This window comes from Devosia sp. (assembly GCF_028290645.1).
Taxonomy (GTDB): Bacteria; Pseudomonadota; Alphaproteobacteria; order Rhizobiales; family Devosiaceae; genus Devosia_A.
Genome location: NZ_JAQGJL010000285.1, coordinates 1 through 17,426, shown reverse-complemented (window position 1 = coordinate 17,426; position 17,426 = coordinate 1). Strand labels below are relative to the sequence as shown.

At 64.7% G+C, this 17,426-nt stretch carries 17 protein-coding genes; 6 read left to right on the top strand and 11 right to left on the bottom strand.

The window, feature by feature from the left end; all coding sequences use genetic code 11:
* Nucleotides 1–3: 3 nt before the first annotated feature.
* Nucleotides 4–381: an HK97 gp10 family phage protein gene (locus JWQ89_RS15405; RefSeq protein ID WP_299642399.1), complete on the bottom strand. Its 378-nt coding sequence runs from the start codon at nucleotides 379–381 to the stop codon at nucleotides 4–6.
* Nucleotides 374–700: a head-tail connector protein gene (locus tag JWQ89_RS15400; RefSeq protein WP_299642397.1), complete on the bottom strand. Its 327-nt coding sequence runs from the start codon at nucleotides 698–700 to the stop codon at nucleotides 374–376. Before JWQ89_RS15400 ends, JWQ89_RS15405 begins: the two co-directional genes overlap by 8 nt.
* Nucleotides 701–827: 127 nt before the next feature.
* Between JWQ89_RS15400 and JWQ89_RS15395 the strand changes: the two genes are divergently transcribed.
* Both JWQ89_RS15395 and JWQ89_RS15390 read left to right on the top strand, forming a co-directional pair.
* Complete coding sequence (locus JWQ89_RS15395; RefSeq protein WP_299642396.1) at nucleotides 828–1,184, top strand: hypothetical protein; 357 nt, start codon at nucleotides 828–830, stop codon at nucleotides 1,182–1,184.
* Nucleotides 1,185–1,217: 33 nt separating this feature from the next.
* Nucleotides 1,218–1,640 (top strand): hypothetical protein, encoded by a 423-nt coding sequence (locus tag JWQ89_RS15390; RefSeq protein ID WP_299642395.1) that lies wholly within the window; start codon nucleotides 1,218–1,220, stop codon nucleotides 1,638–1,640.
* Nucleotides 1,641–2,100: 460 nt separating this feature from the next.
* Here JWQ89_RS15390 and JWQ89_RS15385 read toward each other — a convergent pair whose 3' ends face one another.
* From JWQ89_RS15385 to JWQ89_RS15345, 9 genes are all read right to left on the bottom strand, one after another.
* Entirely contained in the window at nucleotides 2,101–2,487 is a 387-nt protein-coding gene (locus tag JWQ89_RS15385) for a hypothetical protein (RefSeq protein ID WP_299642394.1), read from the bottom strand.
* 2 nt (nucleotides 2,488–2,489) lie between these two features.
* The gene (locus tag JWQ89_RS15380) at nucleotides 2,490–4,121 is read right to left on the bottom strand and encodes a phage major capsid protein (RefSeq protein WP_299642393.1); all 1,632 of its coding nucleotides are present in this window, start codon (nucleotides 4,119–4,121) and stop codon (nucleotides 2,490–2,492) included.
* Nucleotides 4,122–4,133: 12 nt separating this feature from the next.
* Complete coding sequence (locus tag JWQ89_RS15375; RefSeq protein ID WP_299642391.1) at nucleotides 4,134–5,348, bottom strand: phage portal protein; 1,215 nt, start codon at nucleotides 5,346–5,348, stop codon at nucleotides 4,134–4,136.
* A gap of 393 nt (nucleotides 5,349–5,741) precedes the next feature.
* Nucleotides 5,742–6,341, bottom strand: a complete 600-nt coding sequence (locus JWQ89_RS15370) for a DUF1376 domain-containing protein (RefSeq protein ID WP_299642390.1) — start codon at nucleotides 6,339–6,341, stop codon at nucleotides 5,742–5,744.
* Nucleotides 6,338–6,571 (bottom strand): hypothetical protein, encoded by a 234-nt coding sequence (locus JWQ89_RS15365; RefSeq protein WP_299642389.1) that lies wholly within the window; start codon nucleotides 6,569–6,571, stop codon nucleotides 6,338–6,340. The genes JWQ89_RS15370 and JWQ89_RS15365 overlap by 4 nt, the downstream gene beginning before the upstream one ends.
* Complete coding sequence (locus JWQ89_RS15360; protein WP_299642387.1) at nucleotides 6,568–6,753, bottom strand: hypothetical protein; 186 nt, start codon at nucleotides 6,751–6,753, stop codon at nucleotides 6,568–6,570. Before JWQ89_RS15360 ends, JWQ89_RS15365 begins: the two co-directional genes overlap by 4 nt.
* Nucleotides 6,750–6,956 (bottom strand): DNA-binding protein, encoded by a 207-nt coding sequence (locus JWQ89_RS15355; RefSeq protein ID WP_299642386.1) that lies wholly within the window; start codon nucleotides 6,954–6,956, stop codon nucleotides 6,750–6,752. The genes JWQ89_RS15360 and JWQ89_RS15355 overlap by 4 nt, the downstream gene beginning before the upstream one ends.
* Before the next feature lie 190 nt (nucleotides 6,957–7,146).
* Entirely contained in the window at nucleotides 7,147–8,463 is a 1,317-nt protein-coding gene (locus JWQ89_RS15350; protein WP_299642385.1) for a tyrosine-type recombinase/integrase, read from the bottom strand.
* Between the two features lie 223 nt (nucleotides 8,464–8,686).
* Entirely contained in the window at nucleotides 8,687–10,861 is a 2,175-nt protein-coding gene (locus tag JWQ89_RS15345; RefSeq protein WP_299642383.1) for a heavy metal translocating P-type ATPase, read from the bottom strand.
* A gap of 55 nt (nucleotides 10,862–10,916) precedes the next feature.
* On the opposite strand from JWQ89_RS15345, the gene JWQ89_RS15340 reads away from it, so the two are divergent.
* The 4 genes from JWQ89_RS15340 to JWQ89_RS15325 form a co-directional block, all read left to right on the top strand.
* Nucleotides 10,917–11,339, top strand: coding sequence for a helix-turn-helix domain-containing protein (locus JWQ89_RS15340; protein WP_299642381.1), 423 nt, complete (start codon nucleotides 10,917–10,919; stop codon nucleotides 11,337–11,339).
* 316 nt (nucleotides 11,340–11,655) lie between these two features.
* Nucleotides 11,656–13,137: an efflux RND transporter periplasmic adaptor subunit gene (locus tag JWQ89_RS15335; protein WP_299642379.1), complete on the top strand. Its 1,482-nt coding sequence runs from the start codon at nucleotides 11,656–11,658 to the stop codon at nucleotides 13,135–13,137.
* Complete coding sequence (locus tag JWQ89_RS15330; protein ID WP_299642378.1) at nucleotides 13,134–16,262, top strand: efflux RND transporter permease subunit; 3,129 nt, start codon at nucleotides 13,134–13,136, stop codon at nucleotides 16,260–16,262. Before JWQ89_RS15335 ends, JWQ89_RS15330 begins: the two co-directional genes overlap by 4 nt.
* A 98-nt stretch (nucleotides 16,263–16,360) precedes the next feature.
* A partial coding sequence (locus JWQ89_RS15325) for a PAS domain S-box protein (protein ID WP_299642376.1) occupies nucleotides 16,361–17,426 on the top strand: 1,066 nt, incomplete at its 3' end.

The window sequence follows — 17,426 nt, the reverse complement described above, 5'->3', positions numbered from 1 at the left end:
TGGTCATTTCGCTGCCCCCTTCGCCGCTTTGTTGATCGCCCGCGTCAGGCGGCTACGGATGCGCTTGCGCAAGGACCTGTACGCCGGCCAGAAAAACGGGCGGGGAGCCGCTTTGCCGTGGCCATATTCGGCGATGTACGCCAAGCCCGCTGCACCGCCGCCCGCGCGCACGAGGATCTGGAGTTCGTGACTACCGTCGATCTTCTCGATCGAGTTCTTCAAGTCGCCTTCTAGGACCGGCGCCAAGGTGCGAGCCATGCTCACCATTTCGTCGGCGGAGGAATCGAGCGCGGCGCGGATTTGGGTCTTCGCGGCGGCCGGCATGCGGGCCAGCTTGCGGTTCAGCGCTTCGAGGCCCTGAACCTTGAGAACGTTAGGCACCGAATGACCAAGCCCGCCAGGGTGCTATGGCCTCGAAATAGGCGTCGGGCAACTCGGGATTGAGCCGGCTGAAATAGTGGTTCGAAACGTCGAGGAGGATCGCGCGGGTAAGCGGTTCCGGAATCTCGTCAGACTCGTAGAGGATCTCGGCCAGCGTCGTGCCGATGAAGGTTTCAAGCCGAACTTCGGCGGCGACGATCAATGCGCGCACCGTGTCGGCGTCGACGGGCTCAAGGGCAGTTGGAGAGCCGCCGCTATCGACCAGATCGAGGCGGAGCCAGGCCCAGACGGTGGCCTCCGGCGTCAATGGATCAACCATTTTTCAGTTTCTCCGGTTCCAGGCTGTGTTTAGTTGTGGGGGCCGCGGTCTCCCGGCGAGCCTGCTATTGTCTTGACCACCCCCCGCCTGCCTCGTCAGAGTAGACCGGTGAATCAGGGGCGAAGAATTGGGAACATCAGTCGAACACTACCAACAGGCGCTGCGGGCCCATATGTCCGCTGAGAAGAATGCAAAGGAGATGATGGCTCTCGTTAAGACCGTTTCCGAACAGTTTTACTTCAGCGCGTTTCCATCCTTTGTGGGATGGAAGTTTGGCATCAATGACCAGATCGAGTCTGGGAGACGTTTCGATCACAAGGCCAATATAGACCTCTCAAAGTGGCCTACCGAGAGCCAGATGGGCGACATACTGAGGACTTGGCACGCTGCTCTCAAGGCGCTGCAAACAGCTTGGACGCAACTCGAAGAAGCGGACAAGGTGGGCTTTAGCCAACCGCCGACTCGTATGGATCCGCGGTTCTAGTAGGCGACGTATTTTCTCATTGGGGGGTGTCCAATGGTAGCCACCGCAGCCGAGGTGATCACACATTACCGGTATCGTGTTCCGGGCACCGACCAAGTCATCGGAGTGCATGAAGCAGCCCGACGTGCCGGCGAAATGCTCACGGCGAGAGGTGATACGGTGCAGGGAGCATTGCTCACTGCTGAATACCATGCGGCCATTGCCACCAGGGACGGCCTTGGCGAACTGGCTAAGTTGATCAAAGAAGCGGTGGAGGGCGGAAGGGTTTCGGACGCGATGGCCGAGTTGGCGGCGACGTGCGCCGTGGCGGTAGCCGCAAACTCAACGGCGGCCCGTCTTCAGGTCTACATGGGCGCCTTTGCTCCCGAGTACACGCGGGTTCATCCCGATAACGTTGCAGACCTCAAGGCTCGGCCTTCTAGCGTGGTCGAGCAAACCCCTGCGTGGTCGCCGTGATCATCGAATGGTGGCGCTTGCACAGCCCAAGAAAATTGGACCACTCAAGCCTGAGGTGCGGATAGGTGCGGACGCTGAGGAGGTGATGCACTTCGTTGGCGCGGTCTCGGCAACCAGGATGCATGCAGTCAGGGTGCTGCGCCAAGTACCTGGATCGGTGCATCCGCCATGCACTGTCATAGCCTCTTGAGGAAGCCGATCCGCGGCGGGCTTCCCATTCGGCCTTGGCTTTGAGGCGGCAAGAGCACATTTGCCCGGCCGCTGTGATCTCGCGGCAGGTGGCGCACAGTTTCGGCGGTAAGGAGGGCATTGGAGCTGTGTCCGGTCATGGGGGCCGCCGGGCGCATGAGCACGCCCGGCGGCTATGGCAGGGCGAAATCGCATCGGGTCGACAACCCCGGTGCTCCCCGCCGATATCGGCTCCGCCTAGCTCGCCAAAGTTTGGCGGCGCCGAACTGGGTTAGGGTACCGGCGCGAAGGCGGGGTGGCCCAAGATTGCAGACGCGCCGACGGCGATCGACGTGCCGCTGTTCTTCGTGAGGTACAGGCGGGCATAGCGCTTGGAGCCGCGATAGCCGACGCGATAGCTCGAGTCCGCCGCCAAGGCGCCGGGGAGTGTCCCGATCTGGTTGGCCGCCGCGACGTCGGTAAAGTCGACGTCGGTGGTCGTGTCGGACTCCTGCAATTTCGCCGTGACGTTTCCGGCGCCGACAATGGCGCCGGTCTCGATAGCGAACAACAGGGAGGCGAAGCCGCGGGTATCGATAGTGGCTCCCGCAGCGGTCGCGGACTTCACCGCCGGCACGATGGCCTGCACGGTGTCATTGACGGAGTGTGTGTCGCGCATGGTCAGGCCTCCACGGTCTTGATGAACTTGATGGCGTTGAAATCGCCGGCGCCGCCACCTACGCGTTTGTACGTGTCGAAGCGGACCTGGCCCTTGGTGGTGATGGCATCGCGCTCGACGCGGATGCCATGACGGTCGACGACGACGTAGCCCTGGCGGAAGTCGCCGAAGGCGATGGGGTAGGACGACTCGAATGGGGAATCGCCGGTATCCATCGCCGGCATCCCATCGTCATAGCTGACCGGGAAACCCAGCAACGTCCCCTGCTCGCCTTCAACCAGGTTGCCGACGGGCGCCCACAAGAAGCGCCCGTTCTCGTCTTTGAGCTGGCGGACCTTCAAGGCTGTGTCGCGCGACATGAGCCAACGAGCGTTCGCACGATACGGGGTGCGCAGTGACATCATGAGCGTCACCAGCGCATCGCCGAGGGGCGTCACCAGCGGATTGCTGTTGCACTCGATGTACTGCCACGCGCCCCAATCGCGACTGAAGTCCGCCGCGCTGGAGAAGTCATAGGTCAGCAGCCCGCGCGGCGAGCCGTCGACGCCATCGCCATCAAGGAATGCTTCGCCCTCTGCGATGGAGAAATCGACGGACGCCGAGTTGATCAGCCAAGCGGAAATGTCGACGGCGGCGTCTTCGAGTTGGTGACGGGTGGCGGCCGGGCAGGCGTAGAGCTCGGCAACGCCAAACGAGTGCTTCTTGAGCGCCGGCCGGTTGGTATCCTGAGGGCGGCTTTCGCGTTCGCTGACCCAGGTCGCCCCGGAGTTGCCGACAGAATAAAAGCGCTCATAGGTGCCGCTCGAGGTGCTGACGACTTCGGCGAGCCCGCGCATCGGGCTGATATCGCGAACGACGTCGCGAATGCGGGTATCGACGGTCGGGAGCACGAGCCAGCCGCCATCCGGGCCGGAGTCCGTCGCCGCGGCGCGCATCTCGGCTTCGTTGCCGGTGCGGAGGAACGAAGCGAGCGCACGCATCTCGCGCTGTTCGTCTTCGCGCGGCTGCGGGCCGGGGCGCTGCGAACGAATCTCGAATTCGTCGAGACGAGTTTGCATCTCAGCCATACGGGCTTCGATGGCAGTCATATCCGGCACAGCCGGGATTGGCGCCGGGGTCTCCGGCGCGATCGGGTCTGGCATTGTGGGGTCTCCAATTTGCCGGATTTCGGTGATTTTGGCGCGGGGGGATGCGCCGGCGTAGACGACTGAAAATTCGACCAATTCAGCGTCTTCGATCAGGTATTCGCCCTGATCATTTCGGGTCCATTTGACAGGGTAAAACCCGATGGAGAGGCTGTCGACGCCTTCCCGAATTAGCGTGTGCGCCTCGCGGGCGCGGTCGATATCGAGGATGAGCCGGCCCTCAACACGGAGGCCGTAGGCGTCCTCCCTGAGCGAGGTGGCGACGCCGATGACTTCGCGGGGATCGTGCGCCCACAGAATAGCCAGCGTGTCACCGCGGGCGGCGCGTTCGGCCAGGGTGCGAGTGAAGGCACCGGGCAGCACGCGTTCGTTGTAGCTGGGCACCAGGTCATTGAATACGGCGGCGTAGCCGGTGAAGGTGCCTGCCTCGGAATCGAGGGCAAAGCGGACCTGGGCGGGCGCAAGCGCTCGCTGATGCATGTCGGGCATGTGTCGCCTCGTTTAGGGGGTCGGGGGCGCCGCTACCGGCGCAGCGCCTTGCACCGGATAGAGGGCATTGCCGTCATCGGTGGCCGGCATGTTGAGTTTCCCGCGGGCGTCGTTAGGCGTCATGATCGGCCCTGCAACAAGGAACTTCAGCGCCTCGGCGGTGGCCTTGAAATCGGCCGCCTGCAATGCGGCGGTCTCGTGCTCGGCGTAGATATCGGCCCGCGCTTCCGGAGCGATCAGCGCGCGAGTGATGGCGCCCCGCCAGGCGTCGAGCCACGGCGACAGGGTGAAAGTCACAAACTGCCGTCCAAGGGCCTCGGAGTTGTTCAGGCTCGCGTCGGCAAGCTCGGCGAGCAACGTGGGACTCACGCCCCAGTGCCTGGCCACCTCGAGGATTTGCATCTTCCGATTGGAAAGGTGCTCTGCGTCGGTCGAACTCAACGTCAACGGCACATAGCTGACATCGTGGCCCAAAACGGCCGGGCCGCCTGCCAAATCCTCGTCTGCGGTCATCTCGTCCCACGCGGCACGAACTGCCCGGGCGGTGTCGGGATCGACGGCCTTCTTGAAAATCAACAATGCACTTGGTCGGCCCCCGTTCTTGAACAGATCGACCGCCGACTTCTGAAGCAGCAGCCCGAGATTGATCGCTGAGGCCGCCTTCTGGGCAGGAGCCGAACCGGTCGGGCTCTTTAGGTGCAGCACGTCCGGGTAGCGCAACACCTCCTGCAACCCGTTCGCGCGGGTCACGCGGTAACGCGGCTCGCCCGTATCTCGGTCGCACTCGACGGTGGCGCTGATCGGGTGAAGCTCGCGAGCCTCGCCACGGACGCGCACAACCTTGGCGAACGCTTCGCCCTGCAACTGGGCGGTGACTGTCATCTCACGCACCATCTCGTCGCTGGGCTTCCACGGCGAAGCGAAGCCGTTGAGCAGATTCTCTGCGACGTGCTCCCGCATGCGCTCGCGGCTATCATCACCGGTGCGGCGATAGACGTGGAGCGGGACGGCGGCGCACAACGTGCTGATTAGCCGAATGCAGGCGGCAGAGGCCGGGTAAGTCAGCGCCGCCTCGGATCCCACCGGGACGCCGTTGACGGTGTAGCCTGTCAGCAGATCATCGAGGTTTGAGATATCGGTGATGGCACGCACTTCGCCGGCGTGAATGGCGTAGACGTGCGACTGCTCCCGCACCGCTGGCGCGGCTTTGCGGTTCCAAAAAGCCATGCGGTCACCGGATGCTGAGTATGAAAAAACCCGCGCCGGTTTCCCGGGCGGGCTGGATTTTTGGCGGATTTCGACCGTTGGCTAGTTGTATGACTCGGACGACACGCAATCAAGGGATGGTATTTCTGTATTCGGCCGCCCACTAGCCAAGGTGTCTTGCTGGGCAACGGATATCGTCGCCAAAAATATTTGCATCCCGAGCGGTGTCCGCGTTCGGGCCGGGGATGCTCCCCCGGCGGGGGCTTACCCCAATTCCGGGGAAATGTCCCTCGCGCATCGATTCAGGTTCGGCGGCTATCACGTTGATGCAGAGTCGAAATCGCCGGCCGGCCCGCATAGCATGTCGGTCGGCGAAAGGGACGAAATGCGTACTTTTAGCCTTGAGTCGCAGATCTAGACTTCAGACTGGCGGAGCTCGCCGCGCATCAGCCTAGGGAGCAATTGGGGGATATCCCCGGGAAACGCCCTCCGCTCCTGCAGGAAGGAAAGCCCCTCAGCCTCAGTCTCGGGAGCGACGATCAGGGGGTCTTCGCGCGTGTGTGTGCGTGTGGGTAGTGCTCCTTTATCACCAGCAGAGTCTGTTGCTGGTGCTGGTGGCCATTGGTTGGGCAATGGCGCTGCTATTGGTTGTGCTATGGCGGAGCCATTGGCAGAACCATTGGCACTGCCATTCGTCGTCCGGTTGCCCCAACGCTTTTGGGCACCCCTCTGCCCAGCAAGAACCTTGCGCTCGCGCTGTTGGGCCGCCTCTGTCCGCTGCTCGTCAAGCTTATCCATATCCATCAGTGGCCCGATCGATGCCCAAACCTCCAGCCATCGGTCGGGCTCCACATGAGTGATGCGAGCGAGCGTGCCGTGATCGCCGGGAAGCGTCCGAAGCTGCCAGTAGTGCCGCCGCAAACGCTCATAAGCACCAAACTCCTCGGCGGTGAGGTGGCCAGTCATCGCCGCCTCGTCGCCGATGTAGGTTTTCATCCAGGCCAGATCGCTCAATGCCGGCGCCCCCGATCGTTGGCCGGCTTCAGCTTCTCCAAGTCGTCGGCAAGCTGCATGAACTTGATCGCGGCCGCCTCGATCTCGCGCATTTGGATGTCAGGCCAGCGGGTGCGCAGTGATGCCGTGAGGTCGTCGGCGAACGTGGCTTTGTTCAGCTTGCCGGCACGATGGAGTGCGCCGGCGGTGCGCATCAAGTGCTTTGCCATTTCTTCGGTCCGCTCCGTCATGCTTGCGCCTCCGCTGCGGCTTTGGCCTTGGCCACCTCAAGTAGGTGTTCAGCGGCGGATAGCACGGCGGGATGGACGGCGCGGGCCATGCCGTCTAGGGCGCGCTGCTGGCGGTCGCGCAGGGCGTCAAGATGTGCCTGAGCGGCTTCGACGGTGGTGAGCGTATCGGACAGCCGGGTCATGCGGACACCTCCACTCGTTTGGCCTTTGGCACCAATCGGGGAAGGGCCGCGAGGTACTCGACGTAGTCTGTTTCAAGGATGACGGTCGATCGACCAATCTTACGGGCCACGAGGCGGCCGGTGTCGATCTCTTCGTAAAGCGCGGTTTTGCCGCCCGGATGAACCTGAAGCAGTTCATCAATGGAATACGCGTGTTTGTGCAAGGCTGGAAATTCTCCACGAGGCGCAACGCGACTCTGAATTGGAGAAGGCGCCCGGGTAACCCCGGCTACGCCGGTGGCTGTGCCACCTGTGCCCCGAAACAAGGGGACTACCGCTTTGGCGCGCGGTCATCGCAATGATGGCTAGATGGTGAACCGGCGTTCGCTTGTCAACGTTGCGAACGCAAGCGAACTACAACAGCGGAATCACGGCCCTCGCTGCCAGATCTTCGAGGTCCGATGCGAGCCATCTTCCGTAATGCCGTTCGATCATTGCCACGCTGGTATTGTGCAAATCGGCGACATGTTTGAGCGGCAGGCCGGCGCGGATGCCGCGCACAATCGAGGTGTGCCGAAGCGAGTATGGTACAATCGCCGGCAATCCGACCATGGTCCTGATCTCCTTCCAGTCGCGGCTGAGCTCACTGCTGGCCTGCCACGGCCCCCTACCCGCCCGTTTCCATTCAATGCCGCCAGGTTTTTGGACATGGCGCCAGCGCTCTAGAAGAAGGGCGGCGGCAGGGCGACCCTTTACCACGGGCTCGAGGATGGAAACTACGTCCGCGCCAAGAGCAACGGGTGTATGCGTAAGCTTGCCCATATGGCCCCTACCCTTGCGGGCAACGGGAACGAAAAGCCTCGTCTTGTCGGGCTGGAAATCCCGCACCCGTATCCTGGCCACCTGAGACAAACGAGCACCCGTTGCGGCCAGCACGGCTAGAAGCCGGTGTAGGTCACCGTCCCAGCCGTTTCGCTCGTCCACGATTTTCGCCGCTTTGAGCACTTCGCGAAGCTGCTGGTCGGTCAGTACCTGATCTTCGCGCGCCTGCTCTTCCGCTTCGTCGGCCTCCGGTAGGGACAGGCCCTTGGCTATGATCTCGGGAAGTCCGGCCGGGAGAGTTCCGCCACCGTCGGCATATGCACGATTCAGGGCGGCTCTGGCATCGTTGACCAGTCGCTCCAGCGTGGCGTGGCTCAAATCACGTGGCAATCCCCGGAGCCAAGCCGCGAGATGGTGCTTCTTGAGCGAATAGAGTTGGACGTCGCACAGAACTGCGGCCTCGATCCGTTCGCCTCGCTTGCCGGTTCCGAGGATGTATCGACCGAGCCTCTGGCTGGCGTCCGAACGCACAGACCGCCCGGCGCGCTTGGTGTCCCTTTCGTCACGCAACCCGACGTACTGTTCGATCGCCTGGCGGACTGTTATCGCCTCGCCGGTTAGGGCGGCCGCCGCCGTGGCGCCCCGTTGGTCCTCGACATACGCTATCGCCGCAGTCTTCGCCTGTTCATAGGAAAGAGTGTCCTCTTTCCGGATGTCATCGGCCGTTCCGATTGGAGCCCGTCGGTAGCCTGATCCGTGACGCCAACGCACCAACCAGACTCCGCCCCGCTTGCCCTTCCTGTAGCCGAGGTGAACTTCCGTATCTAACCCCCGCCAGAACAGTCCGGGTTCGAGCAACTTCCGTGCGTTCACAGTTGTTAGCTTTGCCTCGTGGAGGGCCCTGCCCATCGCGATCTCCCAATTGCGTGAAATATCCGTCGAATATATATCACGCGGGCTCCAGCGAACAACAGCGAACGAACACAAGGCAATCCGGGCCTCTTCGCGAACGTCGGCGAATGGCAGCGAACGACAATGGACTAGGTTGTCTCCCTCTCACGGCGGGAACAGGGGTTCGATTCCCCTTGGGCGCGCCAACTTCTCCCACCAGCACATGCTTCGGCAATGCCCCTCACCGGCCTTTCCACCCCAAAAGCCGCATGGCGTTGGCGGTGACCAGGACGGTGGCGCCGGTGTCGGCGAGAATGGCGGGCCAGAGGCCGGTGAGGCCGATGATCGTGGTCACGAGGAATACGGCCTTCAGGCCTAGCGCGATGGTGAGGTTCTGGGCGATGTTGCCCATGACTGTCCTCGACAGGTCGATCATGTCTGGGATGTCGGCGACCCGGCCATGCAGCACCGCCGCGTCGGCGGTTTCGAGCGCCACGTCGGTGCCGCCGCCCATGGCGATGCCGATGTCGGCGGCGGCCAGCGCCGGAGTGTCGTTGATGCCGTCGCCAACCTTGGCCACGACCTCGCCCCTGGCCTGCAATTCGCGGACGATTCGCAGCTTGTCCTCGGGCAATAGTCCGGCACGCGCCTCGATGCCGAGGTTGCGGGCGATGGCCGCTGCGGTGCGCCGGTTGTCGCCGGTGAGCATTAGGGTGGCGATGCCTCGGTGCGCGAGGCTCTCGATGGCTTTGGCGGCATCGGGCCGGGGCTCGTCGCGGATGGCGAACAGGCCGACGACCCGGCCGTCGGCGAGCAGCACCGAGACGGTCTTGCCCTCGTCGTTGAACGCTGCGATCCGGGCCTGCTGATCCGCGGTCATCGTGGTCCCTTCCTCCGCCGCCTGCGGCGATGCGAGGAACGCCGCCTCGCCCCCCACCTTGCCGACAACGCCCTTGCCGGCCAGGGCTTTGACGCCGAACGCGGGCGGGATCGACGCCTTATCGGCCCTGGCGCGGTTCACGATGGCAACGGCCAGCGGGTGGGACGAGCCGGATTCGAGCGCCGCCGCGAGGGAAAGGACCTGCTTCTCGCTGCGGCCGATGGCGACGATATCGGTGACCACCGGCCTGCCGGCGGTGAGGGTGCCGGTCTTGTCGAAGGCGACGGTAGTAACCTTGCGCAGGACCTCGAGCACGGCGCCGCCCTTCAGCAGCAGACCACGCCGTGCGCCGGCCGACAGCCCCGCGGCAATCGCTGCCGGCGTGGAGATCACCAGTGCACAGGGGCAACCGATCAGCAGCACTGCCAGCCCTTTGTAGATCCAATCCCCCCATGGCTGTCCGAACAGCAGCGGCGGGACGATCGCGACGAGTGCGCCGGCAACCAGCACGCCCGGCGTGTAGGTCCTGGCGATGCGGTCGATGAAGCGCTCGGTCGGCGCCTTGCGCGCCTGCGCCTCCTCGACCAGCCTGATCACCAGCGCGATGGTGTTGTCGGCGGCCGTGGCGGTCACTCTGATCCGCAGCACCGCATCGGTGTTGATAGTACCGGCGAACACGGTGTCGCCGGTGGTCTTCCGCTTCGGCACGCTTTCGCCGGTGACCGGGGATTCGTCGATGGCGCTCGACCCCTCGATGATCACGCCATCGGCGGGGATCCGGTCACCGGGGCGCACCATGATGGTGGCGCCGATCGCCAGCATTGCCGCCGGCATTTCGCGGGTCTGGCCGTTCTCCTCGAGTAGCGCGGTTTTTGGGACCAGGTGGGTGAGCCCGCGGATGCTGGCCCGGGCGCGGCCCGCCGCAACGCCTTCGAGCAGTTCGCCGACGAGAAACAACAGCACGACGATCGCGGCCTCCTCGGTGGCGCCGATGATAACGGCGCCGACGGCGGCAATGGTCATCAGCGTGTCGATCGAGAACGACGTGCCCGACAGGGCCCCGGCAAGCGCGCGTCGCCCGACGGGGACGAGACCGACGAGCAGCGCCACCAGGAAGGCCCAGTGACCGATGGCGGGGACGACGAGCCCGGCGATGTAGGCGAGAGCCAGCGCCACGCCAGAGGCCAGCGTCAGCTTCGCCTTCCTCGTCGCCCACCAGGGGTCCTCGCCGAGATCGGCGTGCTGCTCGCCTTTGGCGTGATCGTGGCCGTGGTCATCGTGGTGGTGCGGGACGGCCGGCGGCGCGTCAGCGGGAGCGAGGGTGTATCCGAGGTTCCTGACCGCCCTTTCGATGGCGATGAACGGCACATCGGCTTGGACGACGTTCATGGTGCCGGCGGTGAACGACGCGCCCACTTCCTCGACGCCCGAGATGCGGCCGACGGCGTTCTCGATCTTGGTGGCGCACGCCGCGCAATCCATGCCGCCGACACGGTATTTCGTCCTCGTTGCCTCGGCCACGCGCAGTCCTTTCATTCAAGTTGTGGCCATGCTAAAACCTCTAGTCACTAGAGGATCAAGAGGCGATTTGATGAATCTCCCGATCGGCGAGCTGGCGAAACGAACCGCGGTGAAAGTCCCCACCATCCGGTTCTACGAGCAGATCGGGCTGCTGTCGGCGCCGCCGCGCACCGAGGGGAACCAACGTCGCTACGGCAAGGCCGAGGTCGACCGGCTGAACTTCATTCGCCACGCCCGCGAGCTCGGCTTCGAGGTCGACGACATCCGCCAGTTGCTGACGATGACGGCGGAGCCGCAGGCGTCCTGCCACCAGGCCGACAGCATCGCCCGGAACCACCTTGCCGAGATCGAACGGCGGATCGCCAGCCTAGAGGCCCTCAAGGGCGAATTGAGCCGCATGATCGCCGAGTGCGGCCACGGCCACATCTGCGACTGCCGCATCATCGAGGCGCTGGCCGACCACAGCCTCTGCACCGGCGACCACGCCGGCTGAACAGGCGCTGCCCGCCCCGGGAACTCCGCGGTCTCAATCGGACGCGTAAGCCGCAATTCTGCCCCCTACGCGACAATCGGGAACGAGCAGCCCCGACAGAACTCAGTAGTCTGTCGCTTGGCTGCGATGGACGGTGACCTTCGTTCGAGTTCGAGCGATCCCCCTCATTGTTCGTTGCTCCGCCATCCGATCGACGGCCCCCCTAGCCTCGATTGTGACGACCGCCCTGCCCCTCCCGTGGGCGCTCGTCTGACACTTGGGCCGATGACAAGCGGTCATCGGCCCATTTTTTCTGTTCCGCCTAGGAGCATTGCGTATGCGACTGCGACTGCGAACGGTTGGTGTTGTTGTGGTGGGCGTTGCGGCGCTCGGGCTGGCGTATGTGGAACGTGTCCCGCTCTCGCAACTCACCGGGCTGAGCTGGTTCTCGGCCTCGCCTGCCGCTGCCGCCGCAGGAGGCGCAGCTGGGGCGGCTACACCAGCGGCCGGCAGGCCGGGCGCGCAGGCGCCCGGGCGAACCGTGGTCACGGCGGTCGCCGTGGCCGGCACGCTCCCGGTGACGCGCCAGACCGTCGGCTGGATCTTGTCACCGGCCTCGGTCAGCCTGACGACGACCGTGGCCGGCACGGTCAGTCAACTGGTCGGCGTACAGGGAGCAGAGGTGAAGAAGGGGGACCTCATCGCCACGCTCGATCCCCGGATCGCCCAGGCGGCGGTTGAGCGTGACAAGGCCCAGATTCTGCTCGACCAGGCTTCGAAGAACCAGGCGGATGTCTATGCCGTCCGGATGAAGAAGCTCGCCGACGAGGGTTCGGGTACAGTTCAAACCTATGATGATGCCGAGGCGGCCGCCAAGATCGCCGACGCGACGCTGGTGGTCGGGCAGGCGACGTTGGCGTCCGATCAGGTGCTGCTCGACAATACGCAGATCCGGGCCCCGTTCGACGGCAGGCTGGGGGCATTCCAGGTTGCCGTCGGCGCCCTCGTCCAGCCCGCAACGCCGATCGTCACGCTCACCCAGATGAATCCGCTGCTGGCGACCTTCTCCCTGCCGCAGGGTGACTTGCAGCCGCTGCAGACCGCGATCCGGAACAACACCGAATCCATCAACGCAGTCTCGACAACCTCCACCACGGCGGCGGTGACGGGAAAGATCGATTTCGTCGACAGCACCATCGACGTGGCCTCGGGCACCTTCAACGCGCGAGCGACGCTGGCCAACGATGCCCTTGTGCTGTGGCCGGGGGAATCGGTCTCCATCACCGTCGGGCTCGGACCCACCGGCCCCCTCGTGCTGGTGCCGAACCAGGCGGTCCAGGCCTCCGGCTCGGGCTTTCTGGTGTATGTCGTGACGCCCGCCAAGACCATCGATGTCCGCACCGTCACGCCGGGTCTCAGCGTGGGGCAACAGACCGGGATCACGGCCGGTCTCCAGGCCGGCGAACACGTCGTCACGGAAGGCCAGATTCGATTGACCCAGGGCATGAGGGTGGCCGAGAGCCCGGCCCCACCGACCCCGGTCCCCGTCGCGACGGCCGCCATGGGTACGCCCGGGACTCCTGCGACGGGTACTTCCGCCATGGGCACACCGGCGCCATCAGCTCCGGCTCCGTCGCCAGTTCCCGCCGCAGGTGTGCCGGCATCACCCGCCGCTGGTGCTCCTGCCACCGGCGCGCCGGCAACCGCCTCCCCGGCCATACCGGCCACATCGGCGGCCCCAGCCGCAGCCGCACCGGCACTCCCCACACCTGCGCCGCCGGCGACGGGCACACCGGCGCCTGCCGCGAGTGCACCATGAACCTCTCGGCGATCTTCATCGGGCGTCCGGTGGCGACTACGCTGCTGGCGCTCGGGATGGTTCTGGCAGGTATCTTTTCCTATCTGCAGCTCCCGGTCAGCGCCCTGCCGCAGGTGGACTACCCGACGATCACGGTGACCGACACGCTGCCCGGCGCCTCGCCCCAGACCATGGCGATCTCGGTGACCACGCCGCTGATCAAGGCGCTGAACACCATCCCCGGGGTGACGTCCATCACCGCCACCAGCACGGCGGGCACGACGACCATCACGATGCAGTTCGACCTCAGCGTCAATATCGACGTGGCGGCGAACAACGTGCAGGAGGGGCTCGCCAGCGTCGTCCGCCGGCTCCCGCTGGCGACCACCGCGCCCACCTACAGGAAGGCCAATCCGTCGGCCGCGCCGATCCTCTTGATCGCGCTGCAGAGCCCGTCGCTGTCCCAGACGGACCTCGGCGGGCTGGCGCAGAACGTGATCGTGCCCAATCTGTCGGCCATCAACGGGGTGGCGGAGGTGCTGATCGGGGGCGCCAAGACCTTCGCGATCCGGATTCAGGTGGATCCCGCCAAGATGGCTGCCCGAAATCTCACCATGCTGCAGGTGGCGACGGCCGTCGCGCAGGCTACCAACCAGACGCCGCTGGGATCGATCAATACGGCGACCCAGTCGATCCTCATCAATTCGACGGCGCAACTGGCGAACGTCGAGCAGTTCAATTCCCTGGTCGTGGCGTTGGTCGATGGCAACCCGGTCTATCTCAGCGACGTGGCGAGGGTCATCAACAGCGTCGACAACGTCCAGACCTCCAGCTCCTATGACGGGCAGCCCGCCACTATCATTGCGGTGATCGCGCAGCCGAACGCTAACACCGTCCAGGTCATCGACGCGATCAAGGCGCAGATGCCGCAGCTGCAGGCACAGCTGCCGAGTTCCACCACGCTCAGCTTCATGAACGACTCTTCGCTTTCCATTCGTGCCGCGGTGGCGGACGTGGAGACGAGCCTCATGGTGACGCTGGCGCTGGTGATTATGGTGATCTACCTGTTCCTCGGCCATGCGGTCACCACGCTCGTGCCGGCGGTGGCCATTCCGCTGTCGCTGATCGGCGCGCTCTCGGGCATGTACGTCCTGGGCTTCAGCATCGACAACCTGTCGCTCCTCGCCATCACGCTGTCGGTCGGGCTGGTGGTCGATGACGCCATCGTCGTGGTCGAAAACGTCATCCGCCATATCGAGGAGGGCAAGCGCCCGATGGAGGCGGCGCTGATCGGCAGCCGCGAGGTCGCCGGGACCATCGTGTCCATGTCGCTCTCCCTGATCGCGGTGTTCATCCCCATCCTGCTGATGGGCGGCGTGGTCGGCCGGCTGTTCAACGAGTTCGGCGTGGTCGTATCGCTCTCCATCGCGCTGTCCGCGCTGGTCTCGCTGACGGTGACGCCGATGATGGCCGCGCGGCTGCCCGGCTCATCGCTCAAGCCGCCATCGAAGAGGAGCCCGGCCGGCCTGTTCGACGGGGCGTTTCGCCGGATTCTCGGGGGCTACGATCGCAGCATCGGCTGGTGCCTGAGGCACAAATGGCTGATCGTGCTGATCTTCCTCGGATCGGTGGTCGCGTCTGGCTGGCTGATGGGGCAGATTCCGACGACCTTCCTGCCGCAGGAAGATACCGGCCAAGTACAGATCAACCTGACGGCGCGGACGGATGCGTCCTATCAGGTGATGGCGAGCCTCCAGGCGGAAGCGCTGGCCGCAGTGCGCGCCAACCCCGCGGTGGCGCATGTGGCGTCGCAGGTTTCCAACAACTCGCTCAATACCGGCCAGCTCTCGATCCAGCTGACGCCGAAGAACACCCGCCCGCCAATGGCGCAGACCCTCGCCCAGCTTCGGGCAGCGCTCGCGAGGGTGCCGGGAATAACGGCGACCATCCTGCCGGTCCAGAGCCTGCGCCTTGGCAATACGGGTTCGGGAACCTACCAGCTCGTGGTCGAGGCGCTCGACCCGAGCGTGCTGCCGCTGTGGACCAACCGCATCCTGCAGGCGATGACCGCCGACACGCAGAATTTCGCGCAGGTGACGCCGGACGCCCAGACCACGGCGCTCGAGGCCAACGTGGTCGTCAACCGCGACGCCAGCGCGGCACTCGATGTCACGACGACGGATATCCTGACGGCCATTCAGGCGGGCTTCGGCTCGGTGATCGTGACCACGATCCAGACCGCCGGGAACAGCACGAACGTCTATCTCGAGAATGATCCTACCCTGCCCGACGCCGGCCAGTTGCTCTCGACCGTCATGGTGCCGACGAGTTCGGGAACGCAGGTTCCGCTCTCCAGCGTGGCCACCGTCAGCAATGGGATCGGGGCCGTCGCGGTCAACCAGACGGGGCAGTTCGTTTCCTCCAACATCTCGTTCAACGTGCCGAACGGCGTGGGCCTCGGCCAGGTCTTTGCCCGGATCGACCAGATCAAGACGGAGATCGGCCTGCCCTCCAGCGTGTTCACCACCTACAACGGCGCGGCGCAGGTGTTCGCCACCACGATGGCCAGCCAGCCGATGCTGATCGGCGCCGCAGTCCTCGCCATCTTCATCGTTCTGGGCGTGCTGTACGAAAGCTTCATCCAGCCGCTGACCATCCTGTCCGGCCTGCCTGCCGCAGCCCTCGGCGCGCTGCTCGCGCTGGTCATCACCGGGACGCAGCTCTCGGTCATCGCCATCATCGGCATCTTCATGCTGATCGGCATCGTCATGAAGAATGGGATCATGATGGTCGATGTCGCGCTGGTTCTGAAGCGGGAAGAGAACCTCGCCGCGGCAGACGCCATTCGACAGGCGGCGACGCGGCGGTTTCGCCCGATCATGATGACGACGCTGTGCGCGATCTTCGGCGCGTTGCCGATCGCGCTGGGGACCGGTGCGAGCGCCGAACTCCGGCAGCCACTCGGCATCGTCGTCGTGGGCGGCCTGGTGTTCTCGCAGTTGCTGACGCTGTTCATCACGCCGGTGATCTTCGTGGAGCTCGACCGGGTTGGCACACTGGGCAAGTCGCTCCGCGCCCGGTTCTTCCCAAAGCGCTCCGAGGTCGCCGGCACGTCGGACCTCGGGGTCAAGGGAGGTGCCGCATGAGGCGGCTCGAGGTTACTGGCCGGGGTGCTGCTCGCCACCGGGGCGAGGCGGTAGTATACTTTGGCTCGGCACAGGATACGGAAGGGAGCGCCTAGGCGATGGTCCCGGAAAGGTCGGCGCTGGCATCGGTTGGCTCGTCCGCGATCCCGGTTTTTACCGGGCTGGTGGCGGCAGCGATCTTCGTCGCCGACACCTTTACCCCCCTGACCGACGCGGTGGCCTCGCTCTACGTCATCGTGGTGCTGCTGTCGGTGAGTTTTCTGCGGTCGCGCGGCGTGTTGCTTGTGTCGGTCGGATGCGTCGCCATCGCCATCATGAGCTACCTGTGGCAACACGCGGCGGAACCCCCGAGCGATGCCTTGGTGCGACTCCTCGTCAGCCTTGCTGCGATTATTGCCGTATCGTTTCTCGCCCAGAAGAACCGGACCGCCACTGCCACGGCGGAGGACCGGGCCCGCCTTCTCGACCTCACCCACGACACGATCTTCGCGCGGGATATGAAGGACCGCATCACCTACTGGAACAGCGGCGCCGAGAATTTATACGAATGGAGCGGGGCCGAGGCGCTCGGAAGGACTTCCCACGAATTGATGCAGACGGTGTTTCAGCAACCGCTCGAGGCCATCAATGCCGAGTTACTTCGCACCGGACGCTGGGAGGGCGAAGTCGTTCACACGACGCGCCGCGGGCGGCGGCTGGTGGTCGCAAGCCGCTGGTCGCTGCAACGGGACGATAGCGGCAATCCGGTAGCCATTCTCGAGACCAACAACGACATCACGGAGCGCAAGCACGCCGAGGAAGCCCTGACCCGCAGCGAGGCCTATCTTACGGAAGCGCAGAACCTGAGCCACACCGGCAGCTTCGGGCTGAATTTCTCGACCGGCGATATCGTCTGGTCGGAGGAAACCTACCGCATCTTCCAGCTCGATCCGGCGGTGCATCCGACCCTCGACATCGTGTACCGGAACACACATCCGGACGACGTGCGCTACGTGCGGAACGCGGTAGAGCGCGCAGCCCGCAATATGACGGGATTCGAAGTCAAGCACCGGCTGCTGCTGCCGGATGGCACTGTGAAGCACGTCCATGCGGTCGCACGCGCGGTAACCGGCGCATCGAGCATCGAGTTCGTTGGTGCAGTAACGGACGTGACGGCCACCAAGC